We start from the raw sequence: 19,481 nt of genomic DNA on the forward strand, positions 1-19,481 counted from the left end.
TTGTCTGGTGGCGATAGCGAAGCGGCCACACCCGTTCCCATGCCGAACACGGAAGTTAAGCGCTTCAGCGCCGAAAGTAGTTGGGGGTCTCCCCCTGTGAGGATAGGACGTTGCCAGGCCATATGAAAGACGACCAAGCATCTGCTTGGTCGTCTTTTTCTATTTCTAAAACCGATTATTATTGGCTTGGCCTTCCGACAACGTGGACATTTTCCGAATGATTTGAGAAGGATTCAACAGGAATGAACACAATTCTGAACTTTCTGAACATCGTGAATTGAATTGCACTTTCGAGCCATACCTGTTACCATTACAGAAATATTTCGAAACAAAGATTTGGGTCCGATAGAGAAAGGGGCAATCGATTTTTATGTGGGAAAACAAGTTTGCAAAAGAAGGATTAACGTTTGATGACGTCTTACTCGTACCACGGTTTTCAAACGTCTTGCCAAGAGATGTAAGTCTGAGCACGAAGCTATGTGAAGGGCTTGAGTTAAACATTCCAGTCATCAGCGCTGGTATGGACACAGTGACGGAAGCACCGATGGCGATCGCCATGGCGCGTCAAGGTGGTCTTGGCGTCATCCACAAAAACATGTCGATGGAAATGCAAGCAGAGAATGTCGACCGTGTGAAACGTTCGGAGAACGGAGTCATTACGAATCCATTTTATTTGACACCAGAGCGCCAAATTTATGATGCCGAGTATTTAATGAGTAAATACCGCATTTCCGGTGTCCCAATCGTCAATTCTGAACAGGAACGGAAATTAATCGGTATTTTGACTAACCGTGACCTTCGCTTCATCAGAGACTACTCGACTGTGATCGAAGACGTCATGACGACAGAAAATCTTGTCACTGCAAAAGTCGGAACTTCTCTTGAAGAAGCAGAGCGGATTCTGCACCAACACCGCATCGAGAAGTTACCACTCGTCGACGATGCCGGCGTTTTAAAGGGCTTGATCACGACGAAAGATATCGAGAAGGTTGAGCAATTCCCTCACGCTGCGAAAGACAAACAAGGGCGCCTTCTTGTGGCGGCAGCTGTCGGGGTAACAAAAGACGCTGCTTCGCGTGCTCAAATCCTTGTCGATGCAGGCGTGGATGCGCTCGTTGTCGATACAGCACACGGTCACTCGGCTGGTGTCATCGAGAAAGTGAAAGAACTGCGTGATTTGTTCCCAACACTTCCAATCATCGCTGGTAACGTGGCGACGGCAGAAGCGACACGTGCTTTGATCGAGGCCGGCGCCTCAGTCATTAAAGTCGGAATCGGACCAGGTTCGATTTGTACGACACGGGTCGTTGCCGGAGTCGGTGTCCCTCAAATCACGGCAGTCTATGACTGCGTGACAGAAGCGCGGGAGCACGGTGTCACGGTCATCGCTGACGGTGGAATCAAGTACTCGGGCGACATCGTCAAGGCAATTGCTGCTGGCGCGAGCGCTGTCATGCTCGGCAGCCTTCTCGCCGGCGTAAAAGAGAGCCCAGGCGAGATGGAGATCTATCAAGGTCGTCAGTTTAAGACGTATCGCGGTATGGGGTCGGAAGCTTCGATGAAGCGAGGCAGTCAAGACCGTTACTTCCAAGAAGCGGATAAAAAATTCGTCCCAGAAGGCATTGAAGGACGCGTTGCTTACCGAGGCGAGCTGGCCGATACGGTGTATCAACTCATTGGTGGCCTCCGTTCGGGAATGGGCTATTGCGGCGCTGCCGACATTCGAGCATTGCGAGAAGATACGCAGTTCATTCGAATGACTGGAGCCGGCCTGCAAGAAAGCCACCCACACGATGTGCACATCACAAAAGAAGCACCAAACTATTCACGTTAACAAATAAGCCGTTGTCTCCTGAAAAGGGACAACGGCTTTTTGCTGATCATTTTTTAGCTTTAGAGACGAGGATGACCGTACCGCCTTGATCTTGCGCTGGTAAGTTCACGGTCACCTTGCCATCGCGCTTGACGACGTACGTCCGTCCGCTATAGCGGTCGACGAGCACTGTGTTCTGTTTGTGCTTTGTTTCGAACGTCGCTGTTTGAGCCGACTCTTTCGTGTTCAATCCAATGAGAATAGACTCTTTGCCGTAAGCCCGTTCAAAAATCGAATAACCGGTGTTCGAACCGCCGGCAACGACCGAACGTGTTCCTTTGCTGAAGACTTTTGAATAGTCCGCCCGAATGTTGAGCAACTTTTGATAGTGGGCGTGCATGTCTTTGCCTTCACCGTTCACCCGTTTCCAGTCAAAGTCGTAACGGTTTTCGTTAAACTCGCCTTTGTCCATGTCTAAGGTATGTTTCCCAGATTGACCGATCTCTTCTCCATAGTAGATGACCGGTTGCCCTTTCGCCGTCATTTGGAGCGAGGCTGCGACCATATGCTTACCTTCATCGCCGCGAGCACGAGAGATGAGGAAGCCATCTTCATCGTGGCTGCTGAGGAACTGGCCGAGTGTCGCTTCGTTCGAGAGTTGGGTATTCCGGTATTGAAGAGCGCTCTCGACCCCATCAATGTTCCCGTTGATGAAATTTTCCGCTTGGTACTTGAAGTCGAAATCAAGCAACGAATCCATCTGGCCGCTCCGGAGATAGCCGCCTGTGTTGTTCACACTCGCCCCGTAATGCTCACCAATCATTTTAAAGTCTGGCTTGAGCGCGGTCAGTTCATTCTTAAACGATTTCCACGTCGTCGCATCCACATGCTTGACCGTATCGACACGGAAGTAATCAATCGTGTTTCCTTGTTTCGTCTTCGAACGCTTGATCCAGTCAGTCTGCCATTTGACGAGTTGTTCACGGACGGCAGCTTCCTCTGTCTTAAAGTCAGGAAGGCCGGAGAGCGACATTTTCAAATCGTTCCCGTCGACAGGCGTGTCCCGAATCATGCCTTTAAAGGCATCACGTTCCTTGTTCGTAGGGAAATTCGTCGCCCCTGTGCTGTCGGCGCCTGGTTCCATTCCGTAGCCTGGGTGGTTCAAGACGACGTCGACCATGATCTTGATGCCGCGTGCGTGGGCCGCATCGATCAGGCGATGGAACGCCTGCATGTCTCCGAGATGTTCATCAAGTTTCTCGAAGTTTTTGGCCCAGTAACCGTGATAGCCGTATTGAGAGCCATCTTTACCGTAGCGGAGATCCCAATCGATATTATCGACGATCGGGGTGATCCAAATCGTGTTGATCCCGAGCTTGTCGAGATAGTCGAGTTTTTTTGTGATCCCGGCGAAATCGCCGCCGTGATACGACTCGAGATGATCTTGGTCATAATATTCACCGTTCGGATTATTGTTCGTCTTGTCGCCATCGTGGAAACGGTCCGTCAACATGAAGTAGATCCGGGCTTCGTCCCAGTCAAACGCTTGCTTGTCTTTCATCGTGACCGGTCGGACGTTTACGGAAGCCGTCGTTTTATGGACGTTGCCATATTGATCCACGGCTGTGATCGTCAACGTTTTGTTGCCTGGCTTGACCGTATCTTTGACCGCGATCGTCTGTTTATTGAGCGCCGGATCGATTGAAAGTTTAGCCGGTCCACCAAGCGGGCGGGCATCGATATAGAGTTCGCGAAGCGTCACGCCTTCTGGTAACGTCGGTTTGACGTGAACGACGGCATTCTCCCGCGAACTGATCGCTTTCGGTGCGATCGAAGACGTGAGTTTGACGGCCGGACGACGGTATTCGACGGTTGACGCTTCAAAATAGGGATCCGTCACTTCGGTCGTGACGCCGTCTTTCGTGACGAGGAACGTATAGTCATGCGTCCCTTCCGGAAGACGGACGGTATGACGGTACCATTCGTTCTTGTCCTCATACGTCATCGGATAGGTCACGCCATTTACGTTTAAGGCGACACGGTCGAGTTGATCGAGCTGTCCTGCCTCGTACAAGTCTTTGTCCCGATAGAAGAACGTGACGGTCCCGTCCTCGAACACCGGTCCTTGAATGGTTGGTACTTGATGGAAGACGCCTTGGCCGCTCGCGACGACGACTTTCGTGACACGATCGTTTCCGAGTTTCACGTAACGGTCTTCACCGTAAGCGTCCTTGACCGCCCAATCGGTTCCTTTACGGATGACAAATCCGACGTTCGTCGCATCTTTCCCGACTGGAATTCGGAAAATGGCGCCGTCTTCCGTAATTTTGTAGGGATCCACTTGTCCATCTTTGACACCGGTGCTCCACGTCCACAAGTTCCAATCGGTATAGTCTTGATCGGCACGGACGTACAGCATTTCGATGTATCGCTGCGTCTTCCATGGATCAGCCAGCTCCGTGACGGTCTTGAACGAAGTCGTCAGCGCGGGTAGCGTCGTGGTCGATAAGTTACCTTTGACGGCTCCGGCTGGCAATGTGGCCGTGTACGTCTGACCGAGTCCGAGTTTGCTCGTCGGCGTGACAGTCACGATCGAACCGTTTGCTTCAGCAGTAAACGGGACAGCCGTTTCTCCGCTTATCAAGCTGACGTTCGAGGCGTCTAACGTCACCGGTTCATTGAACGTCCAGGTGATGGGAGCAGATACGTCGGCAGCTTCAGACTGATTCGCTGGGTCGACATTCGTTACTTCAAGCTGCATCACCGTCTCGACGCCGCTGAGCGTATAGGCCGGGCTGTACACAGATTGAGTCGACGGGTTGGCCGAGACGTTCCAGCTGTCGGCTAGTTTGTTAGATTCGTTGCTCGGAATCGTATCGAACGCACCGTGTTCACCGGCATTGTTTCCGCTGAGGACGGTGAGAGCACGGACCGTGTCGTCATTTTTCAAACCGAGCAGCGACAACGGGATTTTCCCTTCGAATCCTGTCGTCCGGTCGAGGGCGAACGAAGCACCGTTCAAGTTTGCCAAGTTCGCGAGCGGGGTCGTCTTCCCAGCTTCATAGAGCGCGGCTTCTTTGACAGACTTGTCTCCATCGACACGAAGTAAAATGTGATACTGCGGTTTTTTGTCTGTTTGACTAAAGTTGAACGGGTAACCGAGCGGGTTCGTGGCGACGCCAGAATCTTCATCGTTCACTTGGAGGGCGATGTTTATGTATTGGCCGTTGTCGCCCCAGTTCGGGACGTTGAACGCATCGACATAGAAGTACAGGTTCGTTTTGTCATTTTGAAGATAAAGATTGCCGAGATCGAAGCCTTGCCAACCAACATCTGCCGATGACGCCAGCGCCGAGACGTCTGTCCAATCGGTTTTATTCCCATCGACTGCCACCGCCGTCGGTTCGGCCAAGACGTTCACCGGGACACCAGCTTGAATGAGCAGGACAGAAGATAAGAGTAATGTCGTCGTACGTCGTGCCGTATTGTTCTTCTTCATGAGAGCACCTCTTTCGTAAAATAGGTCGTCTACAGGGCAACGGATTGTCAATTTTGTGCAAGCGGTTCCAGAAATAGTTTAGCCGATTATGTAAGCGCTCACAATATGTTTTTTGAAAAACAATAAAACGTCCTTCGTGTGGAAGGACGCTCAGTTAGAGATATAAGGTGTTGTCTGCACGAGCTCTCCCTTGACGATTAATCGTTCCGTCGCATCGAACGTGCATGTGATCAAGGTAATGGTCGCATCTGTCGTCTCGTCAAGCACATCGACCCGTGTCGGGGGAACGGTCTCGAGTGAATCCGTCCGGTATTGATACGTGTTCGTCAAATCGGTCACGTAAATCATCGTTCCCGTCGTGATCGTATGGAGCGGTCCGAACAAGGCTGTCGGACTTTGGGTGTAATGACCGGCTAGTGCGTAATTCCCACGCCCCATCTGTTGGGAAGCGCGCATCGTCCCAGCCCCGACCGCCAAATTCTCATTGTCGAGACCGTACAAAATTGGTAATTCTAAATCGATATCTGGAATCGTGATCATGCCGATTGTCGGCAAATCATGAAATCGATTGCGCACGTTTAACAAGTCGTCCCACGATAACGGTTCGACCGTTTCGAAGTCGAATTCGCCCCGATCCGGCTGTTGGAGTTGAATCGCTTCAGTCACACGTTTGCTGTTCGAGGTGGCGACACGGTCTTTCCACCATGACTCGGTCAAAAAGAGGCTACCGATCAACAAACAGACGATGCCGATGACGTAGCGTGAGCGTCTGATCATTGTTTCATCGCGAGGTTTTCCCATATGGCCCTCCCTTCCCGATATTCCAACAGGCCATCAACTGGTCGATTGCCGTTTGTAACGTCGCTTCAGGCAGGGCGGCGAAACCAAACAGCAGTTGCGGTCTCGTGTCGCGTGAATTGATACGATAGTCGGCCATCGCCTTGATACGAATGCCTGACTGTTCAGCGAGTTGCTTCAATTGCTCGCTAGTTTGCGCTGTATCGACCGAGAGGACGATGTGGAGACCAGCGCTGGCGCCAGTGATTGTGACGAGCGGCTCGTATGGTTTGAACGCAGTGATCACGGTCTCAAGTTTGCGGCGGTATGTTTTGCGCATCCGGTTCAAATGTTTCTCGAAATCGCCGCTCGCCATAAACTCGGTTAGCGTATGTTGCTCGAAACGCGGCACGCTGCAGGTGAAATGGCGATACCGTTCCCGATAGCGGTTTAACAGTGGGGGCGGAAGCACCATGTAACCGATGCGGAGCGAAGGCATGAGCGACTTCGAAAACGTGCTCAAATAAACGACACGTTCGTTTTGGTCCATGCTTTGCAACGAAGGAATCGGTTTGCCGCTGTAACGAAACTCGCTATCGTAATCATCTTCAATGATGTACGTTTGCCGCTCGGACGCCCAGTTGAGGAGGCGCTGGCGACGGCTGACGGACAGGATCGTACCGGTCGGGAACTGATGGGCCGGGGTCACATAAACCGCATCGATTGCCTCTGCCTCGAGTCGGTCGACAAGGACCCCGCTGTCGTCGACCGGGAGCGGGACGTAGCTTCGATTTTGGTGTTCGAACAGCTGTCGCGTGAGCGGATAGCCCGGGTCTTCAATCCCGAACGTCGTCGCGTCGGTGAGTAAGTCGAGCAGTTGAGGCAACAATTGCTCGGTCCCAGAACCGACGATGATCTGCTCGGGCGAACAATGAACGCCACGGGAGTGATACAAGTACGTGGCGATTTCTTGGCGGAGCACGAGATCGCCTTGCACCGACCCGAGTGCGAGCAGTTCATGATTCTCCTCGGCGACGACTTGTTTCAAGTGACGGCGCCAACGTTCGAACGGGAATGCGGTCGTATCGATCTGACTCGGGTATAAGTCGAACGTGTATGTTTTTTTCGTCGGAAGCGGTTCGATCGTGCTGGTGCCACGCCTGACGTACAGCTCTTCTTGCGGCAAGACGTAAAACCCTTTCCGTGGCAGCGACTCGATATATCCTTCAGCAAGCAGCTGGGCGTAAGCGAGCTCGACCGTCGTTTGCGAGACGTCCAAAAATTGGCCGAGCTTCCGTTTTGACGGCAGTTTCGTCCCGGTCATGAGCGTGTCATTGACGATCGCTTGCCGGATGTGTAAATAGAGCTGTTCATAAAGCGGGGTGCTCGATTCGGGCTCGAGCGAGAATGTGAGCATATCCATAAGTTGTCCTTTCTTCTGTCAGCCGAAGAAAACATAGAGCACGAATCCGATGACGAGAATGAACGAAATCAGTCCAGGCTTCCCGTAAAAGGAACGGTTTTCCGCTTGATCTCGCGGGTTCCATTGGTCCATAAAACATTCCTCCCTTATACGTAATAAGATTCGAGGAAACGAGCATGAACCCTTCTCTTAAAACTGACCACTTTAAAAAATATAAAACTGGCACTTTCAATATAGTCAAATCAATCTATACTTGCAAGTAGACTAGCTTAATGGAGGCGATTTATATGGAAAAGAGACAAGTAGGGACAGATAAAGTCAAACGTGGAATGGCCGAAATGCAAAAAGGTGGCGTCATCATGGACGTCATCAACGCTGAACAGGCGAAGATTGCTGAAGCAGCAGGAGCCGTGGCAGTCATGGCGCTCGAGCGCGTACCATCAGACATTCGTAAAATGGGTGGCGTCGCCCGGATGGCAGACCCGACAATCATCGAAGATGTCATGGGAGCGGTATCTGTACCGGTCATGGCGAAATGCCGCATCGGACATATCGCCGAAGCCCGTGTCCTTGAATCGATGGGGGTCGATTTCATCGACGAGAGCGAAGTGTTGACACCGGCCGATGAAGAGTTCCATCTTTACAAGCGTGATTACAATGCGCCGTTCGTCTGCGGAGCGCGTGACCTCGGAGAAGCTTCACGCCGCATCGGTGAAGGTGCAGCGATGATTCGGACAAAAGGTGAGCCAGGGACAGGAAACATCGTCGAAGCGGTTCGTCACATGCGTACTGTCCAAGCACAAGTGAAACGCTTGCTTTCAATGAGCATCGATGAAGTGATGACAGAAGCGCGCGACCTTGGTGCACCGTTCGAAGTGCTCATGCAAATTCGTGAAGCGGGCCGTCTTCCGGTCGTCAACTTCGCAGCAGGTGGTATCGCGACGCCGGCAGACGCGGCACTCATGATGCACCTCGGTGCGGACGGCGTCTTCGTCGGATCAGGTATCTTCAAAGCAGAGAACCCAGAGAAATTTGCCCGTGCCATCGTTGAAGCGACGACATACCATGACGACTACGAGCGAATCGCTCACTTGTCAAAAGGTCTTGGCGAAGCGATGAAAGGACTCGACGTCCGCACGCTCAAACCAGAAGAGCTCATGGCGCCGCGAGGTTGGTAAGATGACGACGATCGGTGTACTCGGAATGCAAGGTGCGATTCGTGAACACGTCCGCATGCTCGAGGCGCTCGGTGCAGATACGCTCGTCGTCCGTTCGGTCGATGACTTGGACCGCATCGACGGACTCGTCTTGCCAGGCGGAGAGAGCACGGCGATGCGTCGTCTGCTCGACCGCTATGACCTGCTCGAACCGCTTCGTGCGAACACATCGTTGCCGATGTTCGGCACATGTGCCGGACTGATTTTACTCGCGACCGAAGTGGAAGGGTATGATGCCCACCTTCGCAAAATCCCGATGACCGTCAAGCGCAACGCGTTCGGACGTCAAGTCGACAGTTTCGAGGTCGATTTACCGGTCAAAGGAATCGATGACGCGGTTGAAGCCGTATTCATCCGGGCCCCGCAAGTAGCAACGGTTGACGCTAACGTTGAAGTCCTCGCCGAGGTCGAAGAAGCGATCGTTGCAGTACGCTACGACAAATATGTTGCCTGTTCGTTCCATCCAGAACTGACGGATGACTTGTCGATGCACCGCTACTTCTTAGAAATCGTCGAGGCGACGAAGCATCAACTCGCATGAGTCGAAGACTCCCTGTAACTAGGGGGTCTTTTTCTGCTACACTGTAACGAGACACGTACAGAAAGGGGCAAGACTGTGAAAGATAAATGGATTGTATCGGTGCTCATATGCGCTGTCCTTATAACTATTGTTTCTCCGATGAACGCTTCAGCAGCGCCTAAAGTCGAAGCGAGCGGTGCGATGCTCGTCGATATGACGACCGGGCAGGTTCTTTTTTCGAAAGATGAAGATGCGATGCTCCCACCGGCGTCGATTACAAAGCTGATGACCACTTTCCTCGTTCGGGAGGCAGTCGAGTCAGGAGAACTGAGTTGGAACGAAGAAGTGACGCCGAGTGAAGCGGCATTGGCCTTGACGCGTAAACCAGGGCTCGCCCGCATCCCGCTCGTCAATAAACCGTATACAGTCAAGGAACTATATGACGTGGCGCTCATCCGCTCGGCGAACGAGGCCGCGGTGACACTGTCCGAGGCGGTGGCGGGGTCGGAAGACGCGTTCGTTCAACAGATGAACGAGCGGGCGACCGAGCTCGGCATGACCCAGACGACGTTCGCGAACGTCTCGGGACTAGATTCTGTATCAGCAGGGCGTCCAGGAGAAAACTTGACGTCAGCCAATGATTTGATGAGGCTCGCGCTCGCCTACTTGACGAAATTTCCGGATGTGCTCGACGTGACGAAGCGAGCGTATGTCGATATTGACGGCGTCAGATTCGAAGCGACGAATCGGATGCTTTCAGGCCGCGATTTGGCGTATCCAGGGATGCTCGGTTTTAAGACGGGCACGACGGATGACGCCGGTTATTGCTTCATCGGCGTATCGACACGAGATGGTCGGACCGTACTCTCCGTCGTCCTTGGGGCCGAGACGGACAACGGGCGCTATGAGGCGACGAAAGCACTTCATGAGTTCGCTTATCGCGACTTTGTCATGACACCGATTTTACGGACCGGAGAAATCGTGCCGGAGAATGTATTCGTCGCCGAGGGAGAAGTTGAAACGGTAGCTGCGCGGACGACAGCGGCGTTCGAAGTGCTCGTCGAGAAAGGGCAAGCCGTCCCTGAACCAGTCTATGACCTTCCGGACACGAAAGCACCGGTCGCAGTCGATCAACAAGTCGGGACGGTCACGATTGAACCTTCGGAGAGCGTCCGCTATCTTGACGGCGAGAGTCCGCCGACAGGAACACTTGTGACTGCCGAATCAGTCGAGACCGCTTCATTTTTGACTCGGATGAGCCGGGCCTTCGCAGACTTTTTAGAGGAGGTTCGACTCGTCCTAGGAAAACTGAGTCTTGTCGATAGAGTCGAGATGTTGTAAAGTAAGATTAATTCAATGACAGATGCAACGATGAGGAAAAGTACGTTACAGTCATCTACTTACAGAGAGCTAGTGGTTGGTGCAAACTAGTGGGACGACGTAACTGAATCGGCCTCGGAGCATTGACTTGGAAACAAGTCACGTCACGCACACGTTACGTGCATCGAGTGGCCTAGTTTTAGGCAACGAGGGTGGCAACGCGGATCCAAGGTGGTTCGTCCCTTTCCTACGGGAAAGGGGCGTGCCACCTTTTTTATGCAAAAAAGGAGGAACTAGTTATGTTAGACATCAAACGATTACGTCAAGATTTTGAAGGGATTAAAACCAAGCTCGCCCAACGCGGTGAAGACTTGAGTGCGCTCGACCGTTTCCCGGAGTTAGAAGAGAAACGCCGGGACCTCATCAACGAGGTCGATGTGAAGAAAGCAAAACGAAATGAGGCGACGAAACAAATCGCTGAGCTCAAGCGCAACAAGCAAGACGCGGAAGCACCGATCCTTGAAACACGCCGCCTTGGTGATGAGATCAAGTTGCTCGACGAGGAATTGCGTGAAGTGGAAGCCGAGTTGAACATGATTCTCCTCAGCATCCCGAACATCCCGCATGAATCAACGCCGATCGGTGAAACAGAAGACGACAACGTCACGATCCGCGAAGTCGGAACGAAGCCCGAGTTCGATTTTGAGATGAAACAGCATTGGGACGTGATGGAAGACTTGAAAATTGTCGACGTCGAACGCGCCGGTAAAGTGACGGGAAGCCGTTTCGTCTTCTATAAAGGATTAGGTGCTCGCTTAGAACGGGCGTTGATCAACTTCATGATGGATATGCATGCCGATGAGCACGGCTATTCTGAAGTGCTCCCGCCGTACATGGTTAACCGTGACGCGATGACAGGGACGGGTCAGTTGCCTAAATTTGAAGAAGATGCGTTCAAAGTGGCCGACACGAATTACTTCCTCGTCCCGACAGCGGAAGTACCGGTGACGAACATGCACCGTGATGAGATTATCGCTGAAGCGAACTTGCCGATCACGTATACAGCTTACAGCGCTTGCTTCCGTTCAGAAGCGGGATCTGCCGGTCGTGACACACGCGGTCTCATCCGTCAGCATCAGTTCAACAAAGTCGAGCTCGTCCGCTTCGTCAAACCGGAAGAGTCTTACGAGCAACTCGAGTTGTTGACAGGACACGCGGAAGAAGTGTTGAAACGCCTCGGTCTTCCGTATCAAGTACTCAGCATGTGCACAGCCGACCTCGGTTTCACCGCAGCGAAGAAGTACGATATTGAAGTATGGATGCCGGCTCAAGGTGTATATCGCGAGATCTCATCTTGCTCAAACTTCGAGGACTTCCAAGCGCGTCGTGCCGGGATCCGCTTCCGTCGTGATGTGAATGCCAAACCGGAGTTCGTGCATACACTCAACGGTTCAGGGCTTGCCGTCGGTCGGACCGTCGCCGCGATTTTAGAGAACTTCCAACAAGCCGATGGATCGGTCGTCATCCCAGAAGCGCTGCGTCCATACATGGGCGGAATTGAAAAAATTGAACTTCCCCGTTAAACGAGGAATGGCCTATCCGAACGTATCATTCCGGATAGGCTTTTTTTTAAATGTTTTTTTACAAAAGGGTTTGACATCTGCTTGCTGAGTTGGTACTATAAATCATGTCGAGCGAGATGTTTGTTCGTCAACTGCATATGAGCCGTGGAGGTGTACCCAAGTGGTTTAAGGGAACGGTCTTGAAAACCGTCAGGGGTGTAACAGCCCGCGTGGGTTCGAATCCCACCACCTCTTCCATTTTTATTTAGAGGCTCAACAATTGCATACATCGTGGAGGTGTACCCAAGTGGTTTAAGGGAACGGTCTTGAAAACCGTCAGGGGTGTAACAGCCCGCGTGGGTTCGAATCCCACCACCTCTTCCACTTTCTTTTTTTTTACACTTTTTTCAGCTTGGAGTTGTACCCAAGCCCGGCTGAAGGGGACGGACTCGAAATCCGTTAGGAGTCGTAAGGCTCGCGTGGGTTCGAATCCCACCAACTCCGCTTTTTAGGCGTCTGCACAGGCAGATGCGTTTTTTTTTGTCGTAGACTACGGTCTGCGGCTTTTTTTGTTTGTGGCGAAACAGCGAAAAGCGGCTAATCTCGGCTTGAATCGGGAATCTTAATAAGGTAGAGACTGGTGGCGCGTTAGGAAGGAGAGGAGCGTCATGGACTGGATTGAAGCGTATGTCGATGAAGTGGTCAGGCATGTCCCGCCGAAGCGGAGAGACGAAGCTGCCGTTGCTACTAGGGAGGATATCGAAGCGAAGCTGCCGGATCAGCCGACCGAGACGGAAGTGAAGCGCGTGCTCGAACAGATGGGACATCCGGCCATCGTTGCTGCGCGTTATAAAGACGGCCAGTATTTGATTGGACCTAAGTTTTTCCCGATGTATGTCAATGTGGTCAAGCTCGTCGTCCCGATCGTGATGGCTGTAGTCTTCTTCGGTTTGCTCATGGCGAGCATCCCGACATTCTCGGGACCGGCCATGCCGACAATCGGAATCTTTCTCACGAATTTGTTCGACACGTTATGGGACGTTGGGATTCAACTCGTCTTTTGGATCACACTCGTCTTCTTTTTGATTGAGCGTTACGCGCCGAGCGATGCGGTCGCCCCTGACATGAGTTGGAAGGTGTCCACATTGCGTGATCGGGACCGCGGGGGACGGATCAGTAAATTGGATGCCGGATTCGGATTGTTCTTTACGGCGGTTTGGTTCGGGGTGTATTTGAACGCCGAGCGGTTTCTCGGGATTTATGAGTCGACAGGGGACGGTTTTTCGATGATTGTCCCGATTTTTAATCAATCGTTCTTGTTTGAAGTGGTCTGGTTGTTCTTAGCCGTCATTTTGCTTCAAGTCGTCCTCGGTGTTTGGAAATGGGTGAAAGGACGTTGGACGTATGCACTCGCCTCGTTCAATTTGATCTATAACGTGGCCTCAGCCGCCTTTATCATTTGGATGGCGGGTTCGTCGCGCTTGTTCGACCCGCGCTTTATCGACTGGGTCGAACTAAATGTCCCGAACGACGTGTTCTCGTTCGGGTGGGTGTTCGGATTGGTCGTGGCCATCACGATTCTGGCGGCTGTGTTTGATGCGATTGACGGATACCGGAAGGCTTGGAAAACACCGACACATCGAAAACGCCCGATTGCCCAGCCGTAAAAAAGATGATGCCTCGCTTTTGAGCGGGGCATCATCTTTTTATCTTACTTTTGCTTCACGGGCGACTGTCAATTGTTTCCCGATTTTTTCAAGAATGAGTTCGACTGAATCCGGATCGTTAATCAAGTCATATTCTTCAATTGATAGACGAAGTACCGGGCACAAGTTGAAGTTGTTGATCCATTCCGTGTAGCGGGCGTACATTTCTTCCCAATACGCGATCGGTGTTTGTTGTTCCATCTCACGGCCACGCAGCTGAATGCGGTCGAGCACTTGCTCGAATGAGCCTTCGAGATAGATCAGTAGATCAGGGTGCGGGAAGAACGGCGTGAGCACCATCGCTTCGAACAGGCTTGAGTACGTCTCGTAATCTGTCGGCGACATCGTGCCTTTTTCATAGTGCATCTTCGCGAAGATGCCTGTATCTTCATAAATCGAACGGTCTTGAATGAAGCCGCCGCCGTATTGGAAGATTTTCTTCTGTTCTTTGAACCGCTCTGCCAAGAAGTAGATTTGAAGATGGAAGCTCCAACGCTCAAAATCATGATAGAATTTATCGAGGTATGGGTTCGTGTCCACTTTCTCGAGAGAAGTGCGGAAATTGAGGGCGTCGGCAAGCGAGTTCGTGATTGTCGATTTACCGATTCCGACCATTCCACCGATCGTAATGATCGTGTCATTCGGAATGTTATATTTTTCATTCAGGGTCATTTTAGTTGGGCTCCTTTAGTCAATTCTAGTTCGCGTTCAATCGTCGTGAGAACGTGCGTCAAATCGTCCGGGTTTTGGACAAAATCAAGTTCGTCTCCGCTGAACGAAAGAATCGTTACTTCGGGGTGAGTCGCACGGTACGATTCGACAAACGTTTCGTAATCCCGAGCGAGTTGTTCGAGGTAGTCGCGAGACATGTTCTCTTCTACTTCACGTCCACGCAACGCTACACGTTTCATAAGCGTCTCGATACTGGCGTGCAAGTAAATGACGACATCGGGTTTCGGCATATCATGTGTCAAAATCTTATAGATTTGCTCATACTTGTTCAAGTGGGCTGGTCTCAGCGAACGGTGGGCAAAAATCAAGTTCTTGAAAATATGATAGTCTGAAACGACGGATTGCTGTTGGCTCAAGTGGTGTTTGTGGATATCGTCTAATTGCTTGAATCGATTGCATAAGAAGAACATTTCCGTTTGGAAACTCCATTCTTCGATATCTTCATAAAACTTGCCGAGAAATGGGTTTTCTTCTACAATTTCATTCAGCATCTGCATTGAAAAGTGCTGACTGATGATATGGGCCAGTGACGTTTTCCCGACACCAATCGGTCCCTCTACCGTTATAAACATATGATGTCATCCTCCATTATCCAAAGTGCAAGTTCCATTCTAGCACACAATGAAGAAGATAGGGCGAGCGAAATGATTTTCATTTTTTTTCATACTATGTGACAAGAAACGGGGTGTTAATATGGAACGAGATGAACGATTTATGAGGCTCGCCATCGCCGAAGCAAAGAAGGCGGAAGCGATCGGGGAAGTCCCGATCGGTTGTGTCATCGTTAAAGGAGAAGACGTGATCGCGACCGGCTATAACCGGCGTGAAACGGATTTATTGGCGGCGGCGCATGCCGAGATGATTGCGATTGAATCAGCGAATACGGTACTCGGTAACTGGCGGCTTGAAGACTGTGAACTGTTCGTGACGTTAGAGCCTTGTCCGATGTGCGCGGGTGCGATCATCCTCTCGCGCGTGAAGCGTGTCGTGTTTGGTGCCCGCGATCCCAAAGGCGGATGTTGCGGGACACTCATGAACCTTCTTCAAGACGATCGGTTCAACCATCAAGCCGAAGTGACCGAAAACGTTTTAGCAGAAGAATGTGGAGAGCTACTAACAACCTTCTTCCGCAGCCTTCGAGAACGGAAGAAGCAGGCTCGGCTTGAACAGAGAGGTTGCAACGCATCTGATTAAACAGTATAATGTAATAGCACTCGAAGAAGTGCTTAACTTCATTTACCCATTTGCCGTGCTAGGCGGGGAGGTAGCGGTGCCCTGTAACTCGCAATCCGCTATAGCGAGACTGAATTCCGATTCGAGGGAGTGCATTGGTGTGGCCCGTCCTCGTGTAAGTGGCGTTGACGTCTGAGTCCTGCGCAACGGTCACCCATGAACCAGGTCAGGTCCGGAAGGAAGCAGCCTTAAGTGGTGACGTACCGTGTGCCGCAGGGGTGCTTGGGCCGAGCAAACTGCATGAGTAACGCACATTGACGTGCTTTCAGAAATCGGTGCGCGGCAGATTTATTTAATAACTTTAATCTACGGCCCCAGGGTTGTAGATTTTTTTGTATGATGAAATAAAAGATGAAACGATGAAAGGAGGCGGGGACATGGCGTATCAAGCATTGTATCGGGTCTATCGTCCGCAGTCATTCCAAGAGGTAGTCGGTCAAATACACATCACACGCACGATTCAAAATGCGTTACTCGAAGAACGGATGTCACACGCTTATTTATTCTCTGGTCCGCGAGGTACGGGGAAGACGAGCCTCGCGAAGATTATCGCGAAGGCAATCAACTGCGAAACGGCGCCGACGAGGGAACCGTGTAATACGTGCCCGACCTGTGTGGCGATTACGGAAGGGACGAGCCCGGACGTATTCGAAATCGATGCCGCTTCAAACAACGGGGTCGATGAGATCCGCGAAATTCGAGACAAGGTCAAGTATCCGCCTTCGCAAGCGCGTTATAAAGTGTACATTATCGATGAAGTGCATATGCTTTCGACTGGGGCGTTCAATGCGCTATTGAAAACGTTAGAAGAACCCCCACCCCATGCAATCTTCATTTTAGCGACGACGGAGCCCCATAAGATTCCGGCGACCATCATCTCACGTTGCCAACGTTTCGATGTGAAGCGGCATGAAGTCGGTCAACTCCAGACACGAATGGCTTACATTTTGAACGACCAAGATTATGACTATGATCCAGAAGCGCTCAAACTGATTGCCCGTGCTGCTGACGGTGGGATGCGTGATGCATTGAGTCTGCTTGACCAAGCGCTTGCGTTTAGTGACGGCCGTTTGACGGAAGAGGCAGTGCTCGAAGTGACGGGTGCGGTTACAGATGACGCTCTCCTTGATATGGCCTATGGATTGCAACAGAGACAACTCGATCAAATTCTGAAGACGCTTGAGACGATGTTGCGTGAAGGGAAGGACTTGAAACGGTTTATCGAAGATCTCGTGTTCGTGCACCGTGATGCCCTTCTATTAAAAGCATCTCCACAAGCGGTAGACTTACTAGAGCGAGCCCGTCCGAACGAGACGTTCCGCCAATTCGTGGAAACGACCTCGACGGACGAGCTGTTTCAAGTGATCGAAGAATTGAATGAGTGTCAGCAACAAATGCGCTTATCCAACCATCCGAAAGTATTGGTCGAGCTGACGTTCATTCGCATCGCCGAACAAGGACGAACGATGACCGAGCAAATGAAGCAACTTCAAGACCAAGTACGTGAATTGAGTCGTGAGTTGAATGAAGTGAAGAAAAATGGGGTAGCGGTCACAGAGACCGCTGCCGAGAAACCGAAAGTGATGAAGCGGACGCAAGTTCGTGTTCCGAAAGAGCGGATCCGCCAGTTGTTGCAACGGGCTGAGCGGCAGCATTTGAATGCGATCCGTGATAGTTGGGAAGACATTATGGTCAACATCCGCACGGTGGACGGCCCGATTTTCGCGCTGTTCTATGAGAGTGAAGCTGTCCTTTGTGCAAGTGACACCTTACTGGTACAATTTAAAGATGGGATGACATGGCACTACGAGCAGGTCAGTTCGAACGGCCGGACCCGCGATGTGATCGAGCAAGCGTTGTTCGAAGTGACGGGGATCCGTCGAGAAATCATGGCCGTGCTCGAGAGCGATTGGGTCGAGTTAAAAAACGAATTCATCCTTCGTAAACAATCCGAACGTTCAGACCATAAAGAAGAGAAGGTCGAAGAAGACCCGCTCATTGTTCAAGCTGTCGAACGATTTGGAGATGTCGTTGAAATCGAAGAAGTTTAAAAGGAGGCGCTCGATATGCGTGGAATGGGAAACATGAACAACATGATGAAGCAGATGCAGAAAATGCAAAAAGATATGGCGAAAGCGCAAGAAGAGTTAAAAGACTTGACGGTTGAAGGCACAGCCGGAGGCGGGATGGTCAAAGTGATCGTCAGTGGCCACAAAGAAGTAATGGATATCATCATCGCGGAAGAAGCGGTCGACCCAGATGACGTCGATATGTTGCAAGACCTTGTTCTAGCGGCTGTTAATGACGCGATGAAACAAGCCGACCAACTCGTCAACGATAAGATGGGACGTTTTACGCAAGGGATGAACCTTCCAGGTTTTTAAGTGAAGAAAGGAAAGATGCGAGTTGCAATACCCTGAAGCAATCGGACGCTTGATTGAAAGCTTTACAAAGTTGCCAGGAATTGGTCCGAAAACTGCCATTCGGCTAGCGTTCCATGTATTAGATATGGAAGAGGACGATGTATTGACGTTCGCCAAGGCGCTTGTCAGTGCGAAGCGTGATATTAAATACTGTACAGTGTGTGGACATATTACGGACGTCGATCCGTGTGCGATCTGTAAAGATTCGCACCGAGATGAAACGATCATCTGTGTCGTGCAAGATTCACGAGACGTCATTGCAATGGAGAAGATGCGGGAATATCGAGGGAAGTACCATGTGTTACATGGGGCGATTAGCCCGATGGAAGGGATTGGACCTGAAGATATTAACGTATCGAGTTTGCTGACGCGTCTGCAAGAGAACGAAGCGGTCAGTGAAGTGATTTTGGCGACCAACCCGAACATTGAAGGGGAAGCTACGTCGATGTATCTATCGAGACTGCTCAAACCGACCGGGATTAAAGTGACGCGTCTGGCGCACGGGCTTCCTGTCGGGGGCGATTTAGAGTATGCGGATGAAGTAACCCTCTCCCGAGCGATGGAAGGTCGCCGAGAACTATGAGGTGGTTTCGCAAACCTTTGCGGGATAGTTATGATCAACGGTTTCTAAGAGAACTCTTAGATGCGAAGGCGAAGTACGAAGCGAAGCGCCACATGCTTGAAGTGAGCGTTGAAGACACTGGTGAACTGGCTGCCCAAGTGAAGCAGGCTGAAGCACTATACTTTTTTTATCTAAAGGAAGCAAAGCGACGACAAGTGTCCCTTTCTAATTTACGAACTTGAGACGAGGCGAAAGTCTCGTCTTTTTTTCTCTATATAATGAAGGAACTGGGGAGGGGAACGTCGCAGACTATAAAAAAACAAAGAATGTTTCTTGTTTTTAAAGTTTTTTTGATAAAGCTATTGCACAGTTAAAGTTTTATTGATATATTAATAGACGTCGCCGAGAGCGAATGAAAAAAATAATCTTAAAAAAGTTATTGACCATTTGGTTGAAACTTGTTAAGATATCTAAGTCGCCAAAGTGCGGCAGACGAACTTTGAAAACTGAACGATGAGGCAAAAAAGTTTTACAAGTTTTGATTGAAGCGCAAGCTTCGTCATTTTTAAGAGCTATATCAAATTCTTTGGAGAGTTTGATCCTGGCTCAGGACGAACGCTGGCGGCGTGCCTAATACATGCAAGTCGAGCGCAGGAAATCGACGGAACCCTTCGGGGGGAAGTCGACGGAATGA

Annotated in this window: 16 protein-coding genes, 3 tRNA genes, 2 rRNA genes, 1 other RNA gene and 1 other annotated feature; of the genes, 17 read left to right on the plus strand and 5 right to left on the minus strand. The window is 51.0% G+C overall.

The window, feature by feature from the left end; all coding sequences use genetic code 11:
- Positions 1–3 precede the first annotated feature (3 nt).
- Positions 4–119 (plus strand): 5S ribosomal RNA (rrf, locus tag EVJ32_RS15245).
- Between the two features lie 251 nt (positions 120–370).
- Positions 371–1,834: an IMP dehydrogenase gene (gene guaB / locus EVJ32_RS15250; protein WP_070329510.1), complete on the plus strand. Its 1,464-nt coding sequence runs from the start codon at positions 371–373 to the stop codon at positions 1,832–1,834.
- A gap of 46 nt (positions 1,835–1,880) precedes the next feature.
- Here guaB and EVJ32_RS15255 read toward each other — a convergent pair whose 3' ends face one another.
- The 3 genes from EVJ32_RS15255 to pdxR form a co-directional block, all read right to left on the minus strand.
- Positions 1,881–5,312 (minus strand): alpha-amylase family glycosyl hydrolase, encoded by a 3,432-nt coding sequence (locus EVJ32_RS15255; RefSeq protein WP_131459032.1) that lies wholly within the window; start codon positions 5,310–5,312, stop codon positions 1,881–1,883.
- Between the two features lie 150 nt (positions 5,313–5,462).
- Entirely contained in the window at positions 5,463–6,113 is a 651-nt protein-coding gene (locus tag EVJ32_RS15260) for a class A sortase (protein ID WP_131459033.1), read from the minus strand.
- Positions 6,094–7,512: a MocR-like pyridoxine biosynthesis transcription factor PdxR gene (gene pdxR, locus EVJ32_RS15265; protein ID WP_131459034.1), complete on the minus strand. Its 1,419-nt coding sequence runs from the start codon at positions 7,510–7,512 to the stop codon at positions 6,094–6,096. Before pdxR ends, EVJ32_RS15260 begins: the two co-directional genes overlap by 20 nt.
- A 287-nt stretch (positions 7,513–7,799) precedes the next feature.
- Between pdxR and pdxS the strand changes: the two genes are divergently transcribed.
- From pdxS to EVJ32_RS15305, 8 genes are all read left to right on the plus strand, one after another.
- Entirely contained in the window at positions 7,800–8,690 is an 891-nt protein-coding gene (gene pdxS, locus EVJ32_RS15270) for a pyridoxal 5'-phosphate synthase lyase subunit PdxS (RefSeq protein WP_070329506.1), read from the plus strand.
- A 1-nt stretch (position 8,691) separates the two neighbouring features.
- The gene (gene pdxT / locus EVJ32_RS15275; RefSeq protein ID WP_131459035.1) at positions 8,692–9,270 is read left to right on the plus strand and encodes a pyridoxal 5'-phosphate synthase glutaminase subunit PdxT; all 579 of its coding nucleotides are present in this window, start codon (positions 8,692–8,694) and stop codon (positions 9,268–9,270) included.
- A gap of 75 nt (positions 9,271–9,345) precedes the next feature.
- Positions 9,346–10,590, plus strand: coding sequence for a D-alanyl-D-alanine carboxypeptidase family protein (locus EVJ32_RS15280; RefSeq protein WP_236637380.1), 1,245 nt, complete (start codon positions 9,346–9,348; stop codon positions 10,588–10,590).
- A gap of 18 nt (positions 10,591–10,608) precedes the next feature.
- Positions 10,609–10,816: a binding site (T-box leader), on the plus strand.
- Positions 10,817–10,868: 52 nt separating this feature from the next.
- Complete coding sequence (serS, locus tag EVJ32_RS15285) at positions 10,869–12,152, plus strand: serine--tRNA ligase (protein WP_070329504.1); 1,284 nt, start codon at positions 10,869–10,871, stop codon at positions 12,150–12,152.
- Positions 12,153–12,298: 146 nt separating this feature from the next.
- Positions 12,299–12,389 (plus strand) — tRNA-Ser (locus EVJ32_RS15290).
- Positions 12,390–12,424: 35 nt separating this feature from the next.
- Positions 12,425–12,515, plus strand: a tRNA-Ser gene (locus tag EVJ32_RS15295).
- A gap of 30 nt (positions 12,516–12,545) precedes the next feature.
- Positions 12,546–12,635, plus strand: a tRNA-Ser gene (locus tag EVJ32_RS15300).
- A 164-nt stretch (positions 12,636–12,799) separates the two neighbouring features.
- Entirely contained in the window at positions 12,800–13,798 is a 999-nt protein-coding gene (locus EVJ32_RS15305) for a hypothetical protein (protein WP_131459036.1), read from the plus strand.
- Positions 13,799–13,837: 39 nt separating this feature from the next.
- Here the strand turns inward: EVJ32_RS15305 and EVJ32_RS15310 are convergent, their stop codons facing one another.
- Both EVJ32_RS15310 and EVJ32_RS15315 read right to left on the minus strand, forming a co-directional pair.
- Positions 13,838–14,509, minus strand: a complete 672-nt coding sequence (locus EVJ32_RS15310; RefSeq protein WP_016510587.1) for a deoxynucleoside kinase — start codon at positions 14,507–14,509, stop codon at positions 13,838–13,840.
- Entirely contained in the window at positions 14,506–15,141 is a 636-nt protein-coding gene (locus EVJ32_RS15315) for a deoxynucleoside kinase (protein WP_070329502.1), read from the minus strand. The genes EVJ32_RS15310 and EVJ32_RS15315 overlap by 4 nt, the downstream gene beginning before the upstream one ends.
- Before the next feature lie 121 nt (positions 15,142–15,262).
- Between EVJ32_RS15315 and tadA the strand changes: the two genes are divergently transcribed.
- The 7 genes from tadA to EVJ32_RS15350 form a co-directional block, all read left to right on the plus strand.
- Positions 15,263–15,763 (plus strand): tRNA adenosine(34) deaminase TadA, encoded by a 501-nt coding sequence (gene tadA / locus EVJ32_RS15320; protein WP_131459037.1) that lies wholly within the window; start codon positions 15,263–15,265, stop codon positions 15,761–15,763.
- Between the two features lie 53 nt (positions 15,764–15,816).
- Positions 15,817–16,085: signal recognition particle sRNA large type (ffs, locus tag EVJ32_RS15325), an RNA gene on the plus strand.
- Between the two features lie 94 nt (positions 16,086–16,179).
- The gene (dnaX, locus tag EVJ32_RS15330; protein WP_131459038.1) at positions 16,180–17,853 is read left to right on the plus strand and encodes a DNA polymerase III subunit gamma/tau; all 1,674 of its coding nucleotides are present in this window, start codon (positions 16,180–16,182) and stop codon (positions 17,851–17,853) included.
- Between the two features lie 15 nt (positions 17,854–17,868).
- Entirely contained in the window at positions 17,869–18,186 is a 318-nt protein-coding gene (locus tag EVJ32_RS15335) for a YbaB/EbfC family nucleoid-associated protein (protein ID WP_035386845.1), read from the plus strand.
- Positions 18,187–18,208: 22 nt separating this feature from the next.
- Entirely contained in the window at positions 18,209–18,808 is a 600-nt protein-coding gene (gene recR, locus EVJ32_RS15340) for a recombination mediator RecR (protein ID WP_070329500.1), read from the plus strand.
- Positions 18,805–19,029, plus strand: coding sequence for a YaaL family protein (locus tag EVJ32_RS15345; protein WP_131459039.1), 225 nt, complete (start codon positions 18,805–18,807; stop codon positions 19,027–19,029). The genes recR and EVJ32_RS15345 overlap by 4 nt, the downstream gene beginning before the upstream one ends.
- Positions 19,030–19,370: 341 nt before the next feature.
- A 16S ribosomal RNA gene (locus EVJ32_RS15350) occupies positions 19,371–19,481 on the plus strand; the annotation flags it as partial.

Source organism: Exiguobacterium sp. SH5S4 (assembly GCF_004337045.1).
Classification (GTDB): domain Bacteria; phylum Bacillota; class Bacilli; order Exiguobacteriales; family Exiguobacteriaceae; genus Exiguobacterium; species Exiguobacterium aurantiacum_A.

What these genes read in the sequence shown, in the direction of transcription:
- pdxR (WP_131459034.1), bottom strand. Translation starts at nt 7,512, where the DNA reads ATGGATATGCTCACATTCTCGCTCGAGCCCGAATCGAGCACCCCGCTT.
- EVJ32_RS15310 (WP_016510587.1), bottom strand. Translation starts at nt 14,509, where the DNA reads ATGACCCTGAATGAAAAATATAACATTCCGAATGACACGATCATTACG.
- EVJ32_RS15255 (WP_131459032.1), bottom strand. Translation starts at nt 5,312, where the DNA reads ATGAAGAAGAACAATACGGCACGACGTACGACGACATTACTCTTATCT.
- guaB (WP_070329510.1), top strand. Translation starts at nt 371, where the DNA reads ATGTGGGAAAACAAGTTTGCAAAAGAAGGATTAACGTTTGATGACGTC.
- pdxS (WP_070329506.1), top strand. Translation starts at nt 7,800, where the DNA reads ATGGAAAAGAGACAAGTAGGGACAGATAAAGTCAAACGTGGAATGGCC.
- dnaX (WP_131459038.1), top strand. Translation starts at nt 16,180, where the DNA reads ATGGCGTATCAAGCATTGTATCGGGTCTATCGTCCGCAGTCATTCCAA.
- pdxT (WP_131459035.1), top strand. Translation starts at nt 8,692, where the DNA reads ATGACGACGATCGGTGTACTCGGAATGCAAGGTGCGATTCGTGAACAC.
- EVJ32_RS15305 (WP_131459036.1), top strand. Translation starts at nt 12,800, where the DNA reads ATGGACTGGATTGAAGCGTATGTCGATGAAGTGGTCAGGCATGTCCCG.
- EVJ32_RS15335 (WP_035386845.1), top strand. Translation starts at nt 17,869, where the DNA reads ATGCGTGGAATGGGAAACATGAACAACATGATGAAGCAGATGCAGAAA.
- EVJ32_RS15315 (WP_070329502.1), bottom strand. Translation starts at nt 15,141, where the DNA reads ATGTTTATAACGGTAGAGGGACCGATTGGTGTCGGGAAAACGTCACTG.
- EVJ32_RS15345 (WP_131459039.1), top strand. Translation starts at nt 18,805, where the DNA reads ATGAGGTGGTTTCGCAAACCTTTGCGGGATAGTTATGATCAACGGTTT.
- EVJ32_RS15260 (WP_131459033.1), bottom strand. Translation starts at nt 6,113, where the DNA reads ATGGGAAAACCTCGCGATGAAACAATGATCAGACGCTCACGCTACGTC.
- tadA (WP_131459037.1), top strand. Translation starts at nt 15,263, where the DNA reads ATGGAACGAGATGAACGATTTATGAGGCTCGCCATCGCCGAAGCAAAG.
- serS (WP_070329504.1), top strand. Translation starts at nt 10,869, where the DNA reads ATGTTAGACATCAAACGATTACGTCAAGATTTTGAAGGGATTAAAACC.